The following is a 15,289-nucleotide window of genomic DNA, read 5'->3' on the forward strand; positions in this document are numbered from 1 at the left end:
CGTGACCGTCACCGAGACGGCCCAGGCCAAGGTCAACCTGTTCCTCCATGTGCTGGGCCGGCGTGGCGACGGCTACCACGAGCTCGACAGCCTGGTGGTGTTCGCCGCCGCCGCCGATACGCTGCGCGCCGAGCCGGCGGAGGTGCTCTCGCTCGCCGTGGACGGACCGTTCGGCGCGGCGCTTGCGGGGGTGGACAATCTCGTGCTGCGCGCCGCGCGCAGGCTCGCCGCGGCGGCGGCAACGACGAAGGGCGCGCGGCTGACGCTGACCAAGGCGCTGCCGGTCGCCTCCGGGATCGGCGGCGGGTCGGCGGACGCAGCCGCCGCGCTGCGCGCGCTCGACCGACTCTGGAGGCTCGGTCTTGGAGTCGAGCGGCTGGCCGCGATCGGCGTGGCCCTCGGCGCGGACATCCCTGTGTGTGTGCACGCGCGCCCGGCGCGGATGGGCGGGATCGGAGAATGCGTGGTCGCGGCGCCGGCACTGCCGAGGTTCGGGCTGCTGCTGGCCAACCCCGGTGTCGGCCTCGCCACTGCGGCGGTGTTCGCTGCGCGGGCCGGCGGGTTCGACGCGCCGGCCGTGCTGCCGGCATCGTGGCCCGATGCGGCCGCGATGGCGCGCGACCTCGCGGCCTGCCGCAATGCGCTCGAGCCTGCCGCGATCGCGCTGTGCCCGCCGATCGCCGAGGTGCTTGCCGCGATCCGCGCCCTGCCCGGGGCACGACTCGCGCGGCTGAGCGGTTCCGGAGCCACCTGCTTCGCGCTGTTCGACGACGACGGCGCAGCCACTCGAGCCGCTGCCCTGCTCGGGACCGCGCACCCGTCCTGGTGGGTCGCCGCGGGGCTCGCCGCTACGCCAGGCTGCCGTGCAGGAAGCCCAGCGCCGGCAGTGGCCGCCACCGGCGAGGCAGATCCGCCCGTCTGATCGGCGCGACGGAATAGTGCGGCACGGGCTGCTTGTTCCGCCGCAGGAGATGCTCGTAGTCGCGCACCTGCTGCAGCCGCCAGGCGCAATCCTCCAGCGCAGCGGCGCGCGTGCGGAACACCTCCGCGATCCGGTCGGTCTTGGCCACCGTGGCGACAACCGCCCAGAGCGTGTCGTCGGTGGCCCGCGAGAATATTTCGACGCTGCTCACGCCATCAGGATCGAGGTTTGCCCTTTCCCACTCGCCAGTCTGCCACGGGCGGCGCGGAAAAGAAAACGGGCCGGCGGCTGGGAGGTTGGTCTGCCGCCGGCCCGCCTTTGAGACGGTGGCCTGCCGGGAAAGGCCCACCGTCCGTAACGAGGGGATGTTGCACTGCGGCGGGTTACCGGTCGGCGGCGAGGCAATTAAGGATCGGTCATGTCCGGTCCGGCCCGGTGACGCGCCAAACCCAGGGCCTTGCCGCGCGGTCCGCGCGCTGCCAAGCCGCGATCGTCTCGGCCGCGCGCAGCGTCAGGCCGATATCGTCGAGACCGGCGAGCAGTGCCTCGCGCCGTGCCGCGTCGATCGCGAAGGAATGGGCGCTGCCGTCGGGGGCGATGACGAGGGTCCGCTCGAGATCGACCGTGACGCGCGCGTTCTCCGGCGCGGCCTCCACCTGAGCGGCGATCGCGCACACCGCGGCCTCGTCCAGCACCACCGGCAAGAGCCCGTTCTGGAGGGCGTTGGTGCGGAAGATGTCCGAGAACGAGGGCGCGATCACCGCGCGCACGCCCATCCCGGCAAGCGCCCAGACCGCGCCCTCGCGGCTCGATCCGCAGCCGAAATTGGGGCCGGCGAGCAGGATCGGCGCACTCCGGAACGCGGGCCTGTTCAGCACGAAGTCCGGGTCCTCCGAGCCGTCCGGGCGCAGGCGCCAGATCTCGAAGGCATGCGCGCCCATGCTCTCGCGCGTGGTGCCGACCAGGCGCTCGACGCGGATGATCACGTCGGTGTCGATATTGGCGCGCAGCAGCGGCGCGGCCGGCCCCGTGACGGTGGCGAACGGTTCCATGGTCAGAACGGCTGGCGGATGTCGGTGATCCGCCCCGTCACGGCCGCTGCCGCCGCCATCGCCGGGCTCGCGAGATGCGTCCGCGCCCCCTTGCCCTGCCGGCCGATGAAGTTCCGGTTCGAGGTCGAGACGCAGCGCGCGCCCGCGGGCACCGCCTCCCCATTCGCGGCGACGCAGAGCGAGCAGCCCGGCTCGCGCCAGTCGAACCCGGCCTCGCGGAAGACGCGATCGAGCCCCTCCGCCTCGGCCGCGCGCTTCACGCGCACGCTGCCAGGCACGACCCAGGCGGCCACCCCCTCGGCGACGCGGCGGCCGCGCACGATCGCCGCCGCCTCGCGCAGATCCGACAGCCGCGCATTGGTGCAGGAGCCGATGAACACCCAGTCCACCGCCGTGCCGGCGAGCGGGCGGCCGGGCTCGAGCCCCTGATACGCGAGCGCCTCCGCCCACGCCGTGCGCCGCGCCTCGTCGGGCGCGGCCTCCGGCGAGGGGATCGGCGCATCGACCGCGATCACGTGCTCCGGGCTCGTGCCCCACGTCACCTGCGGCGCGATCGCGCCGGCATCGATCGCATGGTCGGCGTCGAAGCGCGCGCCGTCGTCGCTATAGAGGGCGCGCCACGCGGCCAGCGCCGCCTCCCACGCCGTCCCGCTGGGCGCGAAGTCGCGGCCGGCGATCCAGTCGAACACCGTGTCGTCGGGGGCGATGAAGCCCATCCGCGCGCCCATCTCGATCGAGAGATTGCAGAGCGTCAGGCGCTGCTCGACCGCGAGCGCGCGCACCGCGCTGCCGGCCCATTCGATCGCGTGGCCGGCGCCCGCGCCGGTGCCGAACCAGCCGATCGCGTGCAGCACCGCGTCCTTCGCGGTCGTGCCGCGCGGGAACGCGCCCTCGAACCGGACACGCATCGATTTCGGCTTCGCGAGCCTCAGCGTCTGCGTGGCGAGCGCGTGGGTGAGCTCCGAACTGCCGACGCCGAAGGCGAGCGCGCCGAGCCCGCCATTGGTGCAGGTGTGGCTGTCGCCGCAGACCACCGTCAGCCCCGGCAGCACGATGCCGAGTTCCGGCCCCATCACGTGCACGATGCCCTGGCCGTCCTGGCCGAGATCGAACAGCCGGATGCCGTGACGCGCCGAGCCCTCGCGCAGCATCGCGACACCCGCGCCACCTCGCGGGAAGGTCTCCGCCGTGCGGCCCGGCGCGGTCGCCACCGCGTGGTCGGGGGTGGCGAAGGCCAGCTCCGGATAGGGAATCGCATGGCCCTTGTCCGCGACCTCGCCGAGCGCACGCGCGCCCGAGAGATCGTGCAGCAGGATGCGGTCGATGTGGATCAGGTCCTGGCCACCGCCGGCGGAGGCGATGCGGTGAGCGTCCCAGAGCTTGTCGAACAGGGTGGGCATCCACAGGATGTAATCCTGCGGGTGAAGGGCCGGAAGGCCCTCCCCCCGCACCCCCCTCCCGGGACCGGCGCCACGGCTAGATCGCCACCCGGACTCCGAGCTCCACGACGCGGTCCGAGGGGATGCGGAAGAACTCCGTCGCCGGAACCGCGTTGCGCGCCATCACCAGGAACAGCCAGTGACGCCACAGCGGCATCTTCGGCACCTGCGCCGGCACCACCACCTCGCGGCCGAGGAAGAAGCTGATCTGCATCGGATCCGCATCGACACCGTGGCTCTTCAGCTCGGTCAGCGCGCGCGGGATGTTGGGGCTCTCCATGAAGCCGTAGTGCAGGATCACCCGGTGGATGCCCGGCGCCAGCTGCTCGACGAGGACGCGGCGCTCGGGCGGCACCACCGGGATGTCGTCGGTCAGCACGGTGATGAACAGCACCCGCTCGTGCAGCACCTTGTTGTGCTTGAGATTGTGCAACAGCGCGTTCGGCACGTAGTCCGGATTGCCGGTCATGAACGCGGCCGTGCCCGGCACGCGGATCGTCCGGCTCTGCGGCAGGCGCGCGAGGAACGAGGCGAGCGGCAGGCTGTCGGTGCGCCAGCGCTCGAAGATGAGATCGCGCCCGCGCTTCCAGCTCGTCATCAGCGCGAACAGCGCGAGCCCAAGCAGCAGCGTGAACCACGCCCCGTCAGGGACCTTCAGCGCCGCCGAGCCCAGGAAGGCGAGATCGATCACCAGGAACGACCCGAACGCAAACCCCGTGAGCGCCCAGCTCCAGCCCCACACCCGCCGCGCCACCAGGAACCCGAGCACGGAGGTGCAGGCAAAGGTGCCGGTCGCCGCAAGCCCATAGGCACCGGCAAGCCCATCGGCGCTGCGGAACGCCAGCACCAGCAGGATCACCGCGATGAACAGCCCGGCATTCACCTGCGGCAGGTAGATCTGCCCCCGCTCCTCGCCCGAGGTGTGGCGCACCGTCAGACGCGGGCAGAAGCCGAGCTGCATGGTCTGGCGCGCCAGCGAATAGGCGCCGGTGATCACGGCCTGGCTCGCGATGATCGTCGCCACGGGGGCGATCGCCACCAGCGGCAGGCGGAACCACTCGGGTGCCAGCCGATAGAACGGGTTCGCAATCGCCGAGGGGTCGGCCAGCAGCAGCGCGCCCTGGCCCAGATAGTTGAGCGTGAGCGAGGGCAGCACGAGGAAGAGCCAGGCCCGGCGGATGGGCCGGCGGCCGAAATGGCCGAGATCGGCGAACAGCGCCTCCGCGCCGATCACGGCCAGCACGACCGCGCCCAGCACCAGGAACGCCTCGAAGCCGTGGCGGACGAAGAACATCACCGCATGGTGCGGGCTGACCGCCTCGATCACCGACGGCTGTGCCGCGATCGCGAGCCCGCCCAGAACCGCGATGACGATGAACCACACGGTCATCAGCGGCCCGAACATCGTGCCGACGCTGCCCGTGCCGCGCTGCTGCACCGCGAACAGCCCGACCAGCACGACGATCGAGAGCGGCACGACGAAGCGCTGGAAGGCCGGGTCCGCCACCTCCAGCCCCTCGAAGGCCGACAGCACCGAGATTGCCGGAGTGATGGTGCACTCGCCGAAGAACAGGCCGGCTCCGGCGATGCCCGTGAGCGTCGCCCAGCGTTTGATCCTCCCCTCCGGCAGGCTGCGTGTTGCGAGCGCCATCAGGGCCAGAATGCCGCCTTCACCGCGGTTGTCCGCCCGCATCACCACCGTGACATACTTCACGGTCACCACCAGGATCAGCGACCAGACGACGAGGCTGAGCACGCCGAGCACGTCCTCAGGGGCCACCACCGTGCCGCGAGCCGGCGTCAGGGCGGCCCGGATGGCATAGAGGGGGCTGGTGCCGATGTCGCCGTAGACGACGCCGAGCACCGCGAGCAGCGTCGTCGCGGCGGGGCCGCGCGACGATTGTGGAGTCCGGGAGTTGGGGGCCTGGCCCCCCTCGGGGGTGGTCACGGGCTTGGCCTATACACCCGGGGGCCGGGGGGTCGGGAAGCCCATTCCCGAGATTCTGGCCTGCGCTGCATGCGGCCGTTGCGCGTGCGGCCGGCCGGTGCCCATCCCGCCGGGTGGGTGCTACAAGCGGGTCGACGGACAGGCCAAGGGGAAGACGGGGACCGATGAGCCTCGGGTTGCGCGATGCGCGCCGCGCCGACCGACGCCGCAGGCGCGCGCGGATGTTCACCTTTCTCGCGATCCTGGGCGGGCTCGTGCTGCTGGGCGCGCTCGCCTACGAATCCGGCAGCCGGCTCGCGCAGATCGAGACCGACGGGCTGCGCAGCGAGATCGAGCAGCAGCGGCGCATGATCGCGGCCCTGCAGCAGCAGCTCGCGCAGACCGAGGCGCTGCGCCAGCAGGCGGAGAGCCGAGTGCGCGAGTGGGAGGCGCGCTACGCCCGCGATGTGCCGACCGGGACCGCGCGCGAGCTGTTCATGCAGGTCCAGGAGCGTTTGGGCGAGGGTCTGGCGGCGGACCGCCTCGCGCTCGTGCTGCGCAATGCGACGGACGGGACCAAGTGCGATCCCGGCCAGGAGACGCGCCGGTTCCTGTTGCCCACGCCGATCTCCCGCGGCGGGCAGACTTCGGTGTCGTTTGCGGGTGCGATCGTGGTGACGGGCGAGGGCCAGTCGGCGCGTGCCCCGGACGGTGCGCCGCATGCCTGGTACGACCCTGCGGCGCCGGTGACGATCGTCGCGATCCAGCCCGGCGGCGGTCGCACCGAAACCACGGGGCAGTTGCCGCTGACCTTCTCGGTCGTGCGCGGCGCCAACGAGCATCGGTTCCTGGTGACGGAGGCCGATCTGCGCGGCTTCGTCAGTGTGACCGCGGAGCGCTGCGACTACCCATAGAATCGCGACGGTGGGTTTAAAGAAGGGATAGGGCGTTGGGGGAAAGAGCCATTGGTCCTCCTTTGTCGAACACGACTGTAAGATTGAAGCCAAGCGCGCGAGGATCGAGGCTGAGGGGTGGCATCGTCCCACCGCTGCAGCGATGGGTAACGGGAAACGCGATTGTCCGGGCGTTCGCAGCCGATCCAAGCTCGGGCTTGCGAGGCGATACGGCCCCTGTCAGCCACACGGCGCTTGTGCGTTCGGTGCGTCACCTTCTGTAGCGCAGCGCCTCGACGAGTACCGCGAGTGTCGGCGACGACTGGCGGCGGCTGGGGTAGTAGAGGTGGTAGCCCGGAAACGGCGGGCACCAGTCGGGAAGTACGCGCCGGAGGCGGCCGCCCGCGATATGGGGCGCGGCCGCTTCCTCCAGGACAAAGGCCACCCCGAAGCCCTCGACGGCAGCGGTCAAGATCTGCGCCGCCGCATTGAACGTAAGCTGGCCATCGACGCGCACATTGAGCGCGCGACCGTCCTTCTCGAACCGCCATGCATAAAGCCCGCCATAGGTGGGCAGGCGCAGGTTGATGCAGTCGTGCTCGACCAAGTCCTGCGGTCGCTTCGGCGGCTTGTGCCTGGCGAAGTAGATAGGCGAGGCCACACAGGCCATGCGCAGGTCCGGCCCAAGCCTGACGGCGATCATGTCCTTGGCGACCTGCTCTCCCAATCGGATGCCCGCGTCGAAGCGCTCGGCCACGATGTCGGTGAAGCCGTTGTCGAGCACCACCTCGATCTTGATGTCGGGGTAGTCCGGAAGGAAGCGGGCGAGCTTGGGCCACAGGATGGCGTCGGCGGCATGGACCGATGCTGTGATCCGAAGCGTGCCGGCGGGCTTGGCCCGGAACTCGTTGAGCGCGGCCATCTCCGCCTCGATCGCCTCGAAGTAGGGACCGACCGTCGAGAGCAACCGCTCGCCCGCCTCGGTGGGCGCCACGCTGCGCGTGGTGCGCGCGAGCAGCTTCAGGCCCAGCCGCTCTTCGAGCTTGCGCACGGTGTGGCTGACCGAGGACTGCGATATGCCGAGCTTGGCGGCCGCGCGCGTGAAGTTGCGCTCGCGCGCCACAGCCAGAATGGCGACCAGGTTACTCACCGCGTCGCGGGCCATTCATCGATCCATCGATAGGTCCATGCAGCTTTCAGCAGCTAATCGCATGCTGATGGCAGAGCTAGCTTGCGGTCAACAGCCATCACGCGGGTTGCGGCGAACCCGACCTCCCTGATCCCGACCAGCAAAGGACGACGGACATGGCAAGCACACGCGGATCAAACACCGACCGACGGGGTTTCCTCGGTGCCGCGGGCAGCCTCGCTGCGGCGTCCCTGCTCGCCGGCATGACGAATGAGGCGTTCGCACAGCAGGCAGGCACCGGCGCGGCCGCTGCGGCGACCATGAACGGACGGCGCAGGCTCGGCACGATGGAGGTCTCCAGCCTCGGCCTCGGCGTGCAGAATATGGCCCGCACCTACCAGACCACGATCCCGAGCCGCCCCGAGATGATCAACATCATCCGGACAGCCTTCGAGCGCGGCGTCACCTTCTTCGACACCGCCGAGGCCTACGGTCCGCATGAGTGCGAGCGGATTCTCGGTGAAGCGATCACACCGTTCCGCGACAAGGTCGTGATCACGTCCAAGTTCGGCTGGAACATCGACCTGGAGACAGGCGAGCGTCGCCCTGGGCTCGTCAGCCAGCCGGCTCGCATCAAGCAGGCCGTGGAGGGAATGCTGAAGCGTCTGCGCACCGACCGCATCGACCTGCTCTATCAGCACCGCGTCGACCCCCAGGTGCCGATCGAGGACGTCGCCGGCGCCATCAAGGATCTCAAGACCGAGGGTAAGGTGTTGCACTGGGGCCTGAGCGAAATGGGCCTGGATACGCTGCGCCGCGCCCATGCGGAATTGCCCGTCACGGCCGTGCAGAACGAATACTCGATGCTGTGGCGTGGGCCGGAAGCCGAGGTGATCCCACTTTGTGAGGAGCTGGGCATCGGCTTCGTGCCGTGGAGCCCGCTGGGCGTAGGGTTCCTGACCGGCGCCATCGATGCGCGGACGCGCTTCGCGGAAGGCGACATCCGCAGGATCGAGGGGCGCTTCTCGCCTGAGAACCTGCCCAACAACCTGGCCCTGGTCGGACTGGTAAAGAGCTGGGCCGAACGCAAGCAGGCCACGCCCGCCCAGATCGCGCTGGCATGGCTGATGGCTCAGAAGCCGTGGATCGTGCCCATCCCCGGCACCACGCAGATGGCGCACATGCTCGACAATATTGGCGCGGCCAACATCATGTTCGCATCTGCCGAGGTCGACGAACTCAACGCCGCCGTGTCGGCCATCGAGATCCGCGGCGCGAGATTGCCGGACGCGGTGCTGGTGTTTTCGGGCGTCGAAGCGCCGCCAAGGAGATGATCCCGTCGACGCCGCACGGCACGGCACGGCACGACACGCATCAAGGCGCTTAACCCGTGGCCCGGCCGCCGCAGGCCGGACGCAGGCGACGAGCCTGACGTCAGCCTACGCCGGCCCGCCGCACCCGCCGGCCTGCCCGAACAAGGCGTGGACCGAATCCATGACCGCGGACGGAAGCGCGAGCATGCACCACGACGCGAGGACAAGCTCATGGACGACACTCCGACCATCACCCGGCGCGCCGGCCTAGAGGGTGTGCTGATGCTCGGCATGATCGCGAACGCTGCCGCCGTCGCGGGTCCCGCGAACGCGCAGCAGGCCGGCAGGACGAGCGACGTGCTCGTCGCGTACCTCACGCGCACCGGCAACACGCGCGTCATCGCACGCCAGATCAGCCGGGCCCTGGACGCCGACCTGTTCGAGATTCGCACCGCCGAGGCCTATCCGGAGGACTACGACGAGATGGTCGCCCAGGCCGAGCGAGAGCGCCAGTCGGGCTTCGAGCCCGAACTCGCGGCCCTGGCGCCGAACATCGTCGCCTATCGGACGGTGTTCCTGGGCTTCCCGATCTGGGGAATGACGGCGCCTTCGGTGATCAGGTCGTTCCTGTCGCGGCACGAACTATCGGCCAAAACGCTTGTCCCGTTCATCACCCATGGCGGGTATGGGCTGGGCAGCAGCCTGAGCGTGGTGGCCGAGCGCGCGCCACGGGCCAACCTTGTCGAACCCTTCTCCATGGAGGCGGATCAGGAGCGGCGCACCCGCGACCAGGTGAGGGAGTGGCTCGGCAGTGTCCGAATCCGCAGATAGGCAACTCAATCGCGTCCGTCAGGATCAGGAGAAAGGGGCGACTGCTTTCAGGCGGTCCTGAGCGATGGCGCAATGACGTCGATGGGCGCGTATCGGAAGGACCCGTGATCGGCGGCGACGTCGCAGAATGTCGTGCCAAGATCGCCGCCTGGGTCGCTGACTACAACCGCCAGCGCCCGCATTCGGCGCTGGGCTACGTCACGCCCGCAGCCTAGCCGCTACTCTCACCGCGCCGCACGGCGCCCAACCCGCCAAGACTCTGACCGCCACTGGATGAAGAGCCGGTGGCAGGTCAGTCCAGCCTGGAACTGTCGCGCCTTGGGCGGCGGCCCATCGCGCGCCTGCTGAGCACGCAGGCCGCGCTCGATCCCGAGGTGCAGGCGGCGGCCTGGACATGCGGGCGCGGCCGGCTGTTCGCAGCGGAGGGCGCGCGCCTGGGGCTGCGCGCGCCGAGGGCGCGCATGTCGGGCCGGCCATCATGATGGGACCGGTTCCGACCAACCATCGCACTCTCGTTGCGCGTTCCCGGCCTTCACTTCGGGTTCGTACCGAGCGACGGGTCGGGCGGAATGAGGAAGGGGGCGGCGACGGGGGCGGTGATGGATGCTGTGCGGCGCTGGCTTGCCGAAACGCCGCTGGCGCCGGACAGCCAGTCCGGTCCGGGGCCTTCGGCCCCAAGGAAACCCGCGGGGGACAAGGGCCATTGGCCCTTGTCTCCCGATGGTGCTATTCTTTGCCTTCGCTCGCCATCTGGTTGCGCCGCCGGATCGCGGCACCGAGAATGTCGCCCAGCGACGCGCCCGAGTCGGAGGAGCCGAACTCGGCCATCGCCTGCTTCTCCTCCTCCATCTCGCGCGCCTTGATCGACAGCGACAGCCGGCGCGAGGCGCGCTCGATCGCGATGATCTTGGCGTCCACCTTGTCGCCGACGCCGAACCGGTCGGGCCGCTGGTCCTGCTTGTCGCGCGCGAGGTCGGCCTTGCGGATGAAGCCGGTCAGGGTCTCGTCGACCTTCACCTCGATGCCGTTGCCCTGCACCGCGGTGACGATGCCGGTCACCACCTGGCCCTTCTGGAGCCGGTCGAGCACGCCGGCCGCCGGGTCGGAGGTGAGCTGCTTCACGCCGAGGCTGATCCGCTCCTTCTCGACATCGACGTCGAGCACCTTGGCCTCGACCATGTCGCCCTTGGAGTGTTTCTGGATCGCGACCTCGCCGGGCTCGTCCCAGGCGAGGTCCGAGAGGTGCACCATGCCGTCGATGTCGCCGGGCAGACCGATGAACAGGCCGAACTCGGTGATGTTGCGCACCTCGCCCTGCACGGTTGAACCCACGGGATGCTTCTCGAGGAACTCCTCCCAGGGGTTGCGCAGGCACTGCTTCAGCCCGAGCGAGATGCGGCGCTTCACGCCGTCCACGTCGAGCACCATCACCTCGACCTCCTGGCTGGTCGAGACGATCTTGCCCGGGTGCACGTTCTTCTTGGTCCAGGACATCTCCGAGACGTGCACCAGACCCTCGACCCCCGGCTCGAGCTCGACGAAGGCGCCGTAGTCGGTGATGTTGGTGACGCGGCCGGTGTACTTGGCGCCGACCGGGTACTTCGCGGTCACGCCGTCCCACGGATCGGCCATCAGCTGCTTCATGCCGAGGCTGATGCGCTGGGTCTCCGGGTTGAAGCGGATCACCTGCACCTTGACGGTCTGGCCGACCTGCAGCGCCTCCGACGGATGGTTGATGCGCCGCCAGGCGATGTCGGTGACGTGCAGCAGCCCATCCACGCCGCCCAGGTCCACGAACGCGCCGTAGTCGGTGATGTTCTTCACCACGCCGTCGAGGATCTGGCCTTCCTTCAGGCCCTGGACGAGCTCGGCGCGCTGCTCGGCGCGCGTCTCCTCGAGCACCGCGCGGCGGGAGACGACGATGTTGCCGCGCGAGCGGTCCATCTTGAGGATCTGGAATGGCTGCGGCGAGCCCATGAGGGGCCCGACATCGCGCACCGGGCGGATATCCACCTGGCTGCCCGGCAGGAACGCGACCGCGCCGCCGAGATCCACCGTGAAGCCGCCCTTCACCCGGCCGAAGATCACGCCGTTCACACGAGCCTGCGCCTGGAACGCCTTCTCGAGATTGGTCCAGGCCTCCTCGCGGCGGGCCTTCTCGCGCGAGAGGATGATCGAGCCGTCACGGTCCTCGTAGCGCTCGACATAGACATCGACGAGGTCGCCGGGCTTCACCTCGGGCTTCTGGCCCGGGGCGGCGAACTCCTTCAGCGCGACCCGGCCCTCCGACTTCAGCCCGACATCGATGACGGCGGTATCGCCCTCGATCCGGACGATCCGTCCAGTGATGACGGAGCCGTCGAAGCCGCTGTCGGTGCCGAGCGTGGCATCGAGAAGGGCGGCGAAGTCCTCGGTCTCGGCCGGGACGGTGGCCGTTTGTGCCATGCGGTGCGTGCTCTTCCTGTCGTCGCGAACGCGCGACGGCGGTCTGCGCCCCCGGGTCGGGCCATCGATGGCGGGGCCGGGCACGGCTTGCCCGGGATTGCCCGGGCCGATTGCGAGTGGCGGGCGGGGGCCAATGGCCGCACTGCCCGTTGACGCGTCAGGAACGGCCGGATGATGGCAAAGTCAAGCGATTTCAGACGCGACGCCGGTCAGGGCGGGGCGAGCCGGCGCTCGATTGCGCCAAGCGCGGCGGCGAAGGCGGCATCGGCGTCGAGGGAGGTGGTGTCGATCCGGATGGCGTCGGGCGCAGGTTTCAGCGGCGCCACGGGGCGGTTGGCGTCCTGCGCGTCGCGGTCACGGATCTCGGCGAGCACCTGGTCGGGGTCGGCGGCGATGCCGCGGCCGCGCAGTTCGAAGAACCGGCGGCGGGCGCGTTCCTCGGGCGAGGCGGTGACGAACAGCTTCACCGCGGCGTCGGGGAACACGACCGTGCCGATGTCACGCCCGTCCAGTACGGCGCCGCGGGCACGGCCGAAGCTGCGCTGGAACTCCAGCAGCGCCGCGCGCACCGCCGGGATTGCGGCGACGGCGGAGGCGGCGGCATCGGCCGCCGGTCCTCGCAGATCCGGCCGGTCCAGATCGGCCGGGTCGAGCGCGCGCGCCTCGGCCTCGGCGATCGCGGCGTCGCGCGGATCGGCGCCGCGGTCGAGCACGCGCCGCCCGACCGCGCGGTAGAGCAGGCCCGTGTCGAGATAGGGCAGGCCGAGATGCGCGGCGAGCCGCCGGGCGAGCGTGCCCTTGCCGGCGGCGGCCGGGCCGTCGATCGCGATCACCAATGGCGTCACGCTGGCTCGATCGTCGCCCCGAGCTCTCGCATGAGCTCCGCGAAGCCAGGGAACGAGGTGTCGATGAAGCCGCCATCGTCGATGGTCACCGGCTCGGCGGTGACCTGGCCGAGCACCAGGAAGGCCATGGCGAAGCGGTGGTCCAAATGGGTGGCGATGGTGGCGCCGCCGCGCGGCGGCGCGCCGGTGCCATGCACCACGAGATCAACGCCGGCGATCTCCACCAACGCCCCCCAGGCTTCGACCCCGCCGGCGATCGCAGCGAGCCGGTCGCTCTCCTTCACCCGGAGCTCGGCAAGCCCGCGCATCCGCGTGGTCCCCTCAGCACAGGCGGCGGCGACCGCGAGCACCGGGAACTCGTCGATCATGCTCGGCGCGCGTTCGGCCGGGACATCGACGCCGGTCAGCGGCGAGGAGGAGACGGTCAGGTCGGCGACCGGCTCGCCGGCCGCGTCGCGCTCGGCCCCGATCTCGATATCCGCGCCCATCTCCCTCAGCGTCGTGTAGAGCCCGGCGCGGAGCGAGTTCATGCCCACCCCCTCCAGCGTCACCGAGGAGCCAGGCACGATCAGCGCGGCGACGGCGGGGAAGGCCGCCGAGGACGGATCGGCCGGCACCGTCACGCTGCGTCCGGTGAGTTCCGGCTGGCCGGTGAGCCGGATCTCGCGGCCGCCATCTTCTCGGCGGTCCACGTCCACGGTGGCGCCGAAGCCGCGCAGCATGGTCTCGGTGTGGTCCCGTGTGCCGTGCGGCTCCACCACGCGCGTGATCCCCGGCGCGCAGAGCCCGGCCAGCAGCACGGCCGACTTCACCTGCGCCGAGGCCACCGGGAGCGTGTAGTCGAGCGGCATCGGATCGGCGGCCCCCCGGATCGCGAGCGGCAGCCGCCCGCCCTCGCGGGTCCAGAACGCCGCACCGCACTGGCCGAGCGGGTCGGTGACGCGCTTCATCGGGCGGCGGCGCAGGCTGGCGTCGCCGGTGATCACGGCGAAGATCGGGTGGCCGGCGATGATGCCGGTCAGCAGCCGCGCCGCCGTCCCCGAGTTGCCCATGTCGAGCACGCTGTCCGGTTCGGCGAGCCCGCCCACGCCGCGCCCGCGCACCGTCCAGCCCCCCTCGCCGGTGCGCGTGACCTCGGCGCCGAGGGCGCGCATCGCGGCCGCCGTGCAGAGCACGTCCTCGCCCTCGAGCAGGCCGGCGATCCGCGTCTCGCCGACCGCGAGCGCGCCGAGCATCAGCGCGCGGTGGCTGATCGACTTGTCGCCCGGCACACGCACGCTGCCCGAGAGCGGGCCGGCGGCGGCGCGGGCGGTCATCGGCCTGGCGGTCTCGGTCATCCTGCCTCTCCGGGTCATGCTCGGGCGCGCGCTCTAGCATCGCGGCAGGGCATTTGACAGGGCAGGCGGGCTCTGGCATTCGCGCGGCCCCGCCGTTCCGCGCGGCGGCCGAACCAGGCGGAGTGTCTCGATGGCGAAGGTCGAACTGGGCTTGAAGCGCACCTGTGTGGCCTGCGGCGCCAAGTTCTACGACCTGATGCGCAGCCCCGCGGCGTGCCCGAAATGCGGCACCGAGCAGCCGGCCGAGCAGCCGCGCTTCCGTCGCCCCGGCGGCGCCGAGGACCGGGCCAAGCCGAAGCGCGTCGCCGCCGCGCCAGCGCTGGAGGAGGCCGAGATCGAGGTTGAGGTCGAGGAGGCCGACGACGACGCGGTGATCGAGGATGCCGACGACCTCGAGGGCGAGGACGATCTCGGCGCCGAGATCGAAGTCGAGCCGGGCAGCGACGAGGAGGAGCGCTGACCGGCCGTTCCGCTGCCGCCAACGCTACGCCGCGCGCGGCAGCGCCAGCGCCTTTGTCGCCTCCACCATCGCGCGCAGCAGGAAGGACGGGGTCTGCGTCGGGATCGTGCAGCCCGGCGCGATGATCAGCCGCTCGGCCCCGCCGTTCTGCCGCACCGTGTCGCGCACTTCCGCGCGCAGCGCGTCCGGCCCGCGCTCGGTGATCAGCACCTCGTTCACCCCGCCCATCAGGCACGTGTCGGTCAGCCTGCGCAGCTCCGCGATCGAGGGATTGCCCGCCAGCCGGTCGCTGACCGAGAGCGCCTCGATCGGGTAGTCGAGCACGCGCGTCACATCCACCGGCGCGCCGTGCACGTGCAGGATGCGCACCATCGGCGCCATCGCGGCCAGCATGCGGAGATCATAGGGCCGCATGAGGCGCTCGTAGGTCGCCTGATCGACCGCGCGCGACCCGCCGGTGATCGCGCCGTTGATCGAGAAGAAGATGCCGTCGCAGCCGGCGTCGCGCAGCGCGGCCATGAAGTCCTCCATGGTCGCGCAGACGGCCTCCAGCATCTCCGTCGCTGCCTCCGGGTGCGCGAACACCACGCGCGCGCGGTCGTAGCCCGCCTTGCGCATCACCTGCTGGAACGGATCGAAGCCGGTATCGAGGATCGGCACGTCCGGGCCGAGCCGCGCGCGCCGCCGGCGGATCGC

The 15,289-nt window shown here is 70.8% G+C and carries 15 protein-coding genes and 1 pseudogene; 7 read left to right on the top strand and 9 right to left on the bottom strand.

What is annotated here, in order from left to right; genetic code table 11:
* Position 1: 1 nt before the first annotated feature.
* A complete protein-coding gene (locus ACTIFU_RS05650) occupies positions 2-922 on the top strand; it encodes a 4-(cytidine 5'-diphospho)-2-C-methyl-D-erythritol kinase (RefSeq protein WP_439577316.1) in 921 nt (306 codons plus the stop codon).
* Here ACTIFU_RS05650 and ACTIFU_RS05655 read toward each other — a convergent pair.
* From ACTIFU_RS05655 to ACTIFU_RS05670, 4 genes are all read right to left on the bottom strand, one after another.
* Positions 849-1,133 carry a hypothetical protein gene (locus ACTIFU_RS05655; RefSeq protein ID WP_439577317.1) on the bottom strand — a complete coding sequence of 95 codons (285 nt, stop codon included), beginning with the start codon at positions 1,131-1,133 and terminating at the stop codon, positions 849-851. The two genes, ACTIFU_RS05650 and ACTIFU_RS05655, sit on opposite strands and share 74 nt — an antisense overlap.
* A gap of 205 nt (positions 1,134-1,338) precedes the next feature.
* Positions 1,339-1,974, bottom strand: coding sequence for a 3-isopropylmalate dehydratase small subunit (gene leuD / locus ACTIFU_RS05660; RefSeq protein WP_439577318.1), 636 nt, complete (start codon positions 1,972-1,974; stop codon positions 1,339-1,341).
* Positions 1,975-1,976: 2 nt separating this feature from the next.
* The gene (leuC, locus tag ACTIFU_RS05665) at positions 1,977-3,374 is read right to left on the bottom strand and encodes a 3-isopropylmalate dehydratase large subunit (protein ID WP_439577319.1); all 1,398 of its coding nucleotides are present in this window, start codon (positions 3,372-3,374) and stop codon (positions 1,977-1,979) included.
* Positions 3,375-3,450: 76 nt separating this feature from the next.
* Positions 3,451-5,361 carry a potassium transporter Kup gene (locus tag ACTIFU_RS05670; RefSeq protein ID WP_439577320.1) on the bottom strand — a complete coding sequence of 637 codons (1,911 nt, stop codon included), beginning with the start codon at positions 5,359-5,361 and terminating at the stop codon, positions 3,451-3,453.
* Between the two features lie 164 nt (positions 5,362-5,525).
* On the opposite strand from ACTIFU_RS05670, the gene ACTIFU_RS05675 reads away from it, so the two are divergent.
* A complete protein-coding gene (locus tag ACTIFU_RS05675; protein WP_439577321.1) occupies positions 5,526-6,254 on the top strand; it encodes a hypothetical protein in 729 nt (242 codons plus the stop codon).
* A gap of 250 nt (positions 6,255-6,504) precedes the next feature.
* On the opposite strand, the gene ACTIFU_RS05680 is transcribed toward ACTIFU_RS05675, so the two are convergent.
* The gene (locus ACTIFU_RS05680; protein WP_439577322.1) at positions 6,505-7,398 is read right to left on the bottom strand and encodes a LysR family transcriptional regulator; all 894 of its coding nucleotides are present in this window, start codon (positions 7,396-7,398) and stop codon (positions 6,505-6,507) included.
* 140 nt (positions 7,399-7,538) lie between these two features.
* On the opposite strand from ACTIFU_RS05680, the gene ACTIFU_RS05685 reads away from it, so the two are divergent.
* From ACTIFU_RS05685 to ACTIFU_RS05700, 4 genes and pseudogenes are all read left to right on the top strand, one after another.
* Positions 7,539-8,696 (top strand): aldo/keto reductase, encoded by a 1,158-nt coding sequence (locus tag ACTIFU_RS05685; protein ID WP_439577323.1) that lies wholly within the window; start codon positions 7,539-7,541, stop codon positions 8,694-8,696.
* A 210-nt stretch (positions 8,697-8,906) separates the two neighbouring features.
* Positions 8,907-9,506, top strand: a complete 600-nt coding sequence (locus ACTIFU_RS05690; protein ID WP_439577324.1) for a flavodoxin — start codon at positions 8,907-8,909, stop codon at positions 9,504-9,506.
* Positions 9,476-9,718 (top strand): annotated as a pseudogene (locus tag ACTIFU_RS05695) (integrase core domain-containing protein); the annotation flags it as partial. The gene ACTIFU_RS05690 and the pseudogene ACTIFU_RS05695, both read left to right, overlap by 31 nt.
* A 72-nt stretch (positions 9,719-9,790) precedes the next feature.
* A complete protein-coding gene (locus ACTIFU_RS05700; protein WP_439577325.1) occupies positions 9,791-9,988 on the top strand; it encodes a hypothetical protein in 198 nt (65 codons plus the stop codon).
* A 244-nt stretch (positions 9,989-10,232) separates the two neighbouring features.
* On the opposite strand, the gene rpsA is transcribed toward ACTIFU_RS05700, so the two are convergent.
* The 3 genes from rpsA to aroA all read right to left on the bottom strand — a co-directional run bounded on the left by rpsA (position 10,233) and on the right by aroA (position 14,133).
* Entirely contained in the window at positions 10,233-11,951 is a 1,719-nt protein-coding gene (gene rpsA, locus ACTIFU_RS05705; protein WP_439577326.1) for a 30S ribosomal protein S1, read from the bottom strand.
* 209 nt (positions 11,952-12,160) lie between these two features.
* Positions 12,161-12,796 (bottom strand): (d)CMP kinase, encoded by a 636-nt coding sequence (gene cmk, locus ACTIFU_RS05710; protein WP_439577327.1) that lies wholly within the window; start codon positions 12,794-12,796, stop codon positions 12,161-12,163.
* Positions 12,793-14,133, bottom strand: coding sequence for a 3-phosphoshikimate 1-carboxyvinyltransferase (aroA, locus tag ACTIFU_RS05715; RefSeq protein ID WP_439577328.1), 1,341 nt, complete (start codon positions 14,131-14,133; stop codon positions 12,793-12,795). Before aroA ends, cmk begins: the two co-directional genes overlap by 4 nt.
* Positions 14,134-14,263: 130 nt before the next feature.
* Here aroA and ACTIFU_RS05720 point away from each other — a divergent pair, with 130 nt between their 5' ends.
* A complete protein-coding gene (locus ACTIFU_RS05720) occupies positions 14,264-14,593 on the top strand; it encodes a TIGR02300 family protein (RefSeq protein ID WP_439577329.1) in 330 nt (109 codons plus the stop codon).
* Between the two features lie 24 nt (positions 14,594-14,617).
* On the opposite strand, the gene ACTIFU_RS05725 is transcribed toward ACTIFU_RS05720, so the two are convergent.
* The coding region (locus tag ACTIFU_RS05725) for a uroporphyrinogen decarboxylase family protein (RefSeq protein WP_439577330.1) at positions 14,618-15,289 on the bottom strand (672 nt) is incomplete at its 5' end.

This window comes from Elioraea sp. (assembly GCF_051860475.1).
Taxonomy (GTDB): Bacteria; Pseudomonadota; Alphaproteobacteria; order Acetobacterales; family Acetobacteraceae; genus Elioraea.

Bases quoted from the DNA above. Each gene is read 5' to 3' on its own strand.
- leuD (WP_439577318.1), bottom strand. From the start codon at position 1,974: ATGGAACCGTTCGCCACCGTCACGGGGCCGGCCGCGCCGCTGCTGCGC.
- leuC (WP_439577319.1), bottom strand. From the start codon at position 3,374: ATGCCCACCCTGTTCGACAAGCTCTGGGACGCTCACCGCATCGCCTCC.
- ACTIFU_RS05675 (WP_439577321.1), top strand. From the start codon at position 5,526: ATGAGCCTCGGGTTGCGCGATGCGCGCCGCGCCGACCGACGCCGCAGG.
- ACTIFU_RS05680 (WP_439577322.1), bottom strand. From the start codon at position 7,398: ATGGCCCGCGACGCGGTGAGTAACCTGGTCGCCATTCTGGCTGTGGCG.
- ACTIFU_RS05685 (WP_439577323.1), top strand. From the start codon at position 7,539: ATGGCAAGCACACGCGGATCAAACACCGACCGACGGGGTTTCCTCGGT.
- ACTIFU_RS05690 (WP_439577324.1), top strand. From the start codon at position 8,907: ATGGACGACACTCCGACCATCACCCGGCGCGCCGGCCTAGAGGGTGTG.
- rpsA (WP_439577326.1), bottom strand. From the start codon at position 11,951: ATGGCACAAACGGCCACCGTCCCGGCCGAGACCGAGGACTTCGCCGCC.
- aroA (WP_439577328.1), bottom strand. From the start codon at position 14,133: ATGACCGAGACCGCCAGGCCGATGACCGCCCGCGCCGCCGCCGGCCCG.
- ACTIFU_RS05720 (WP_439577329.1), top strand. From the start codon at position 14,264: ATGGCGAAGGTCGAACTGGGCTTGAAGCGCACCTGTGTGGCCTGCGGC.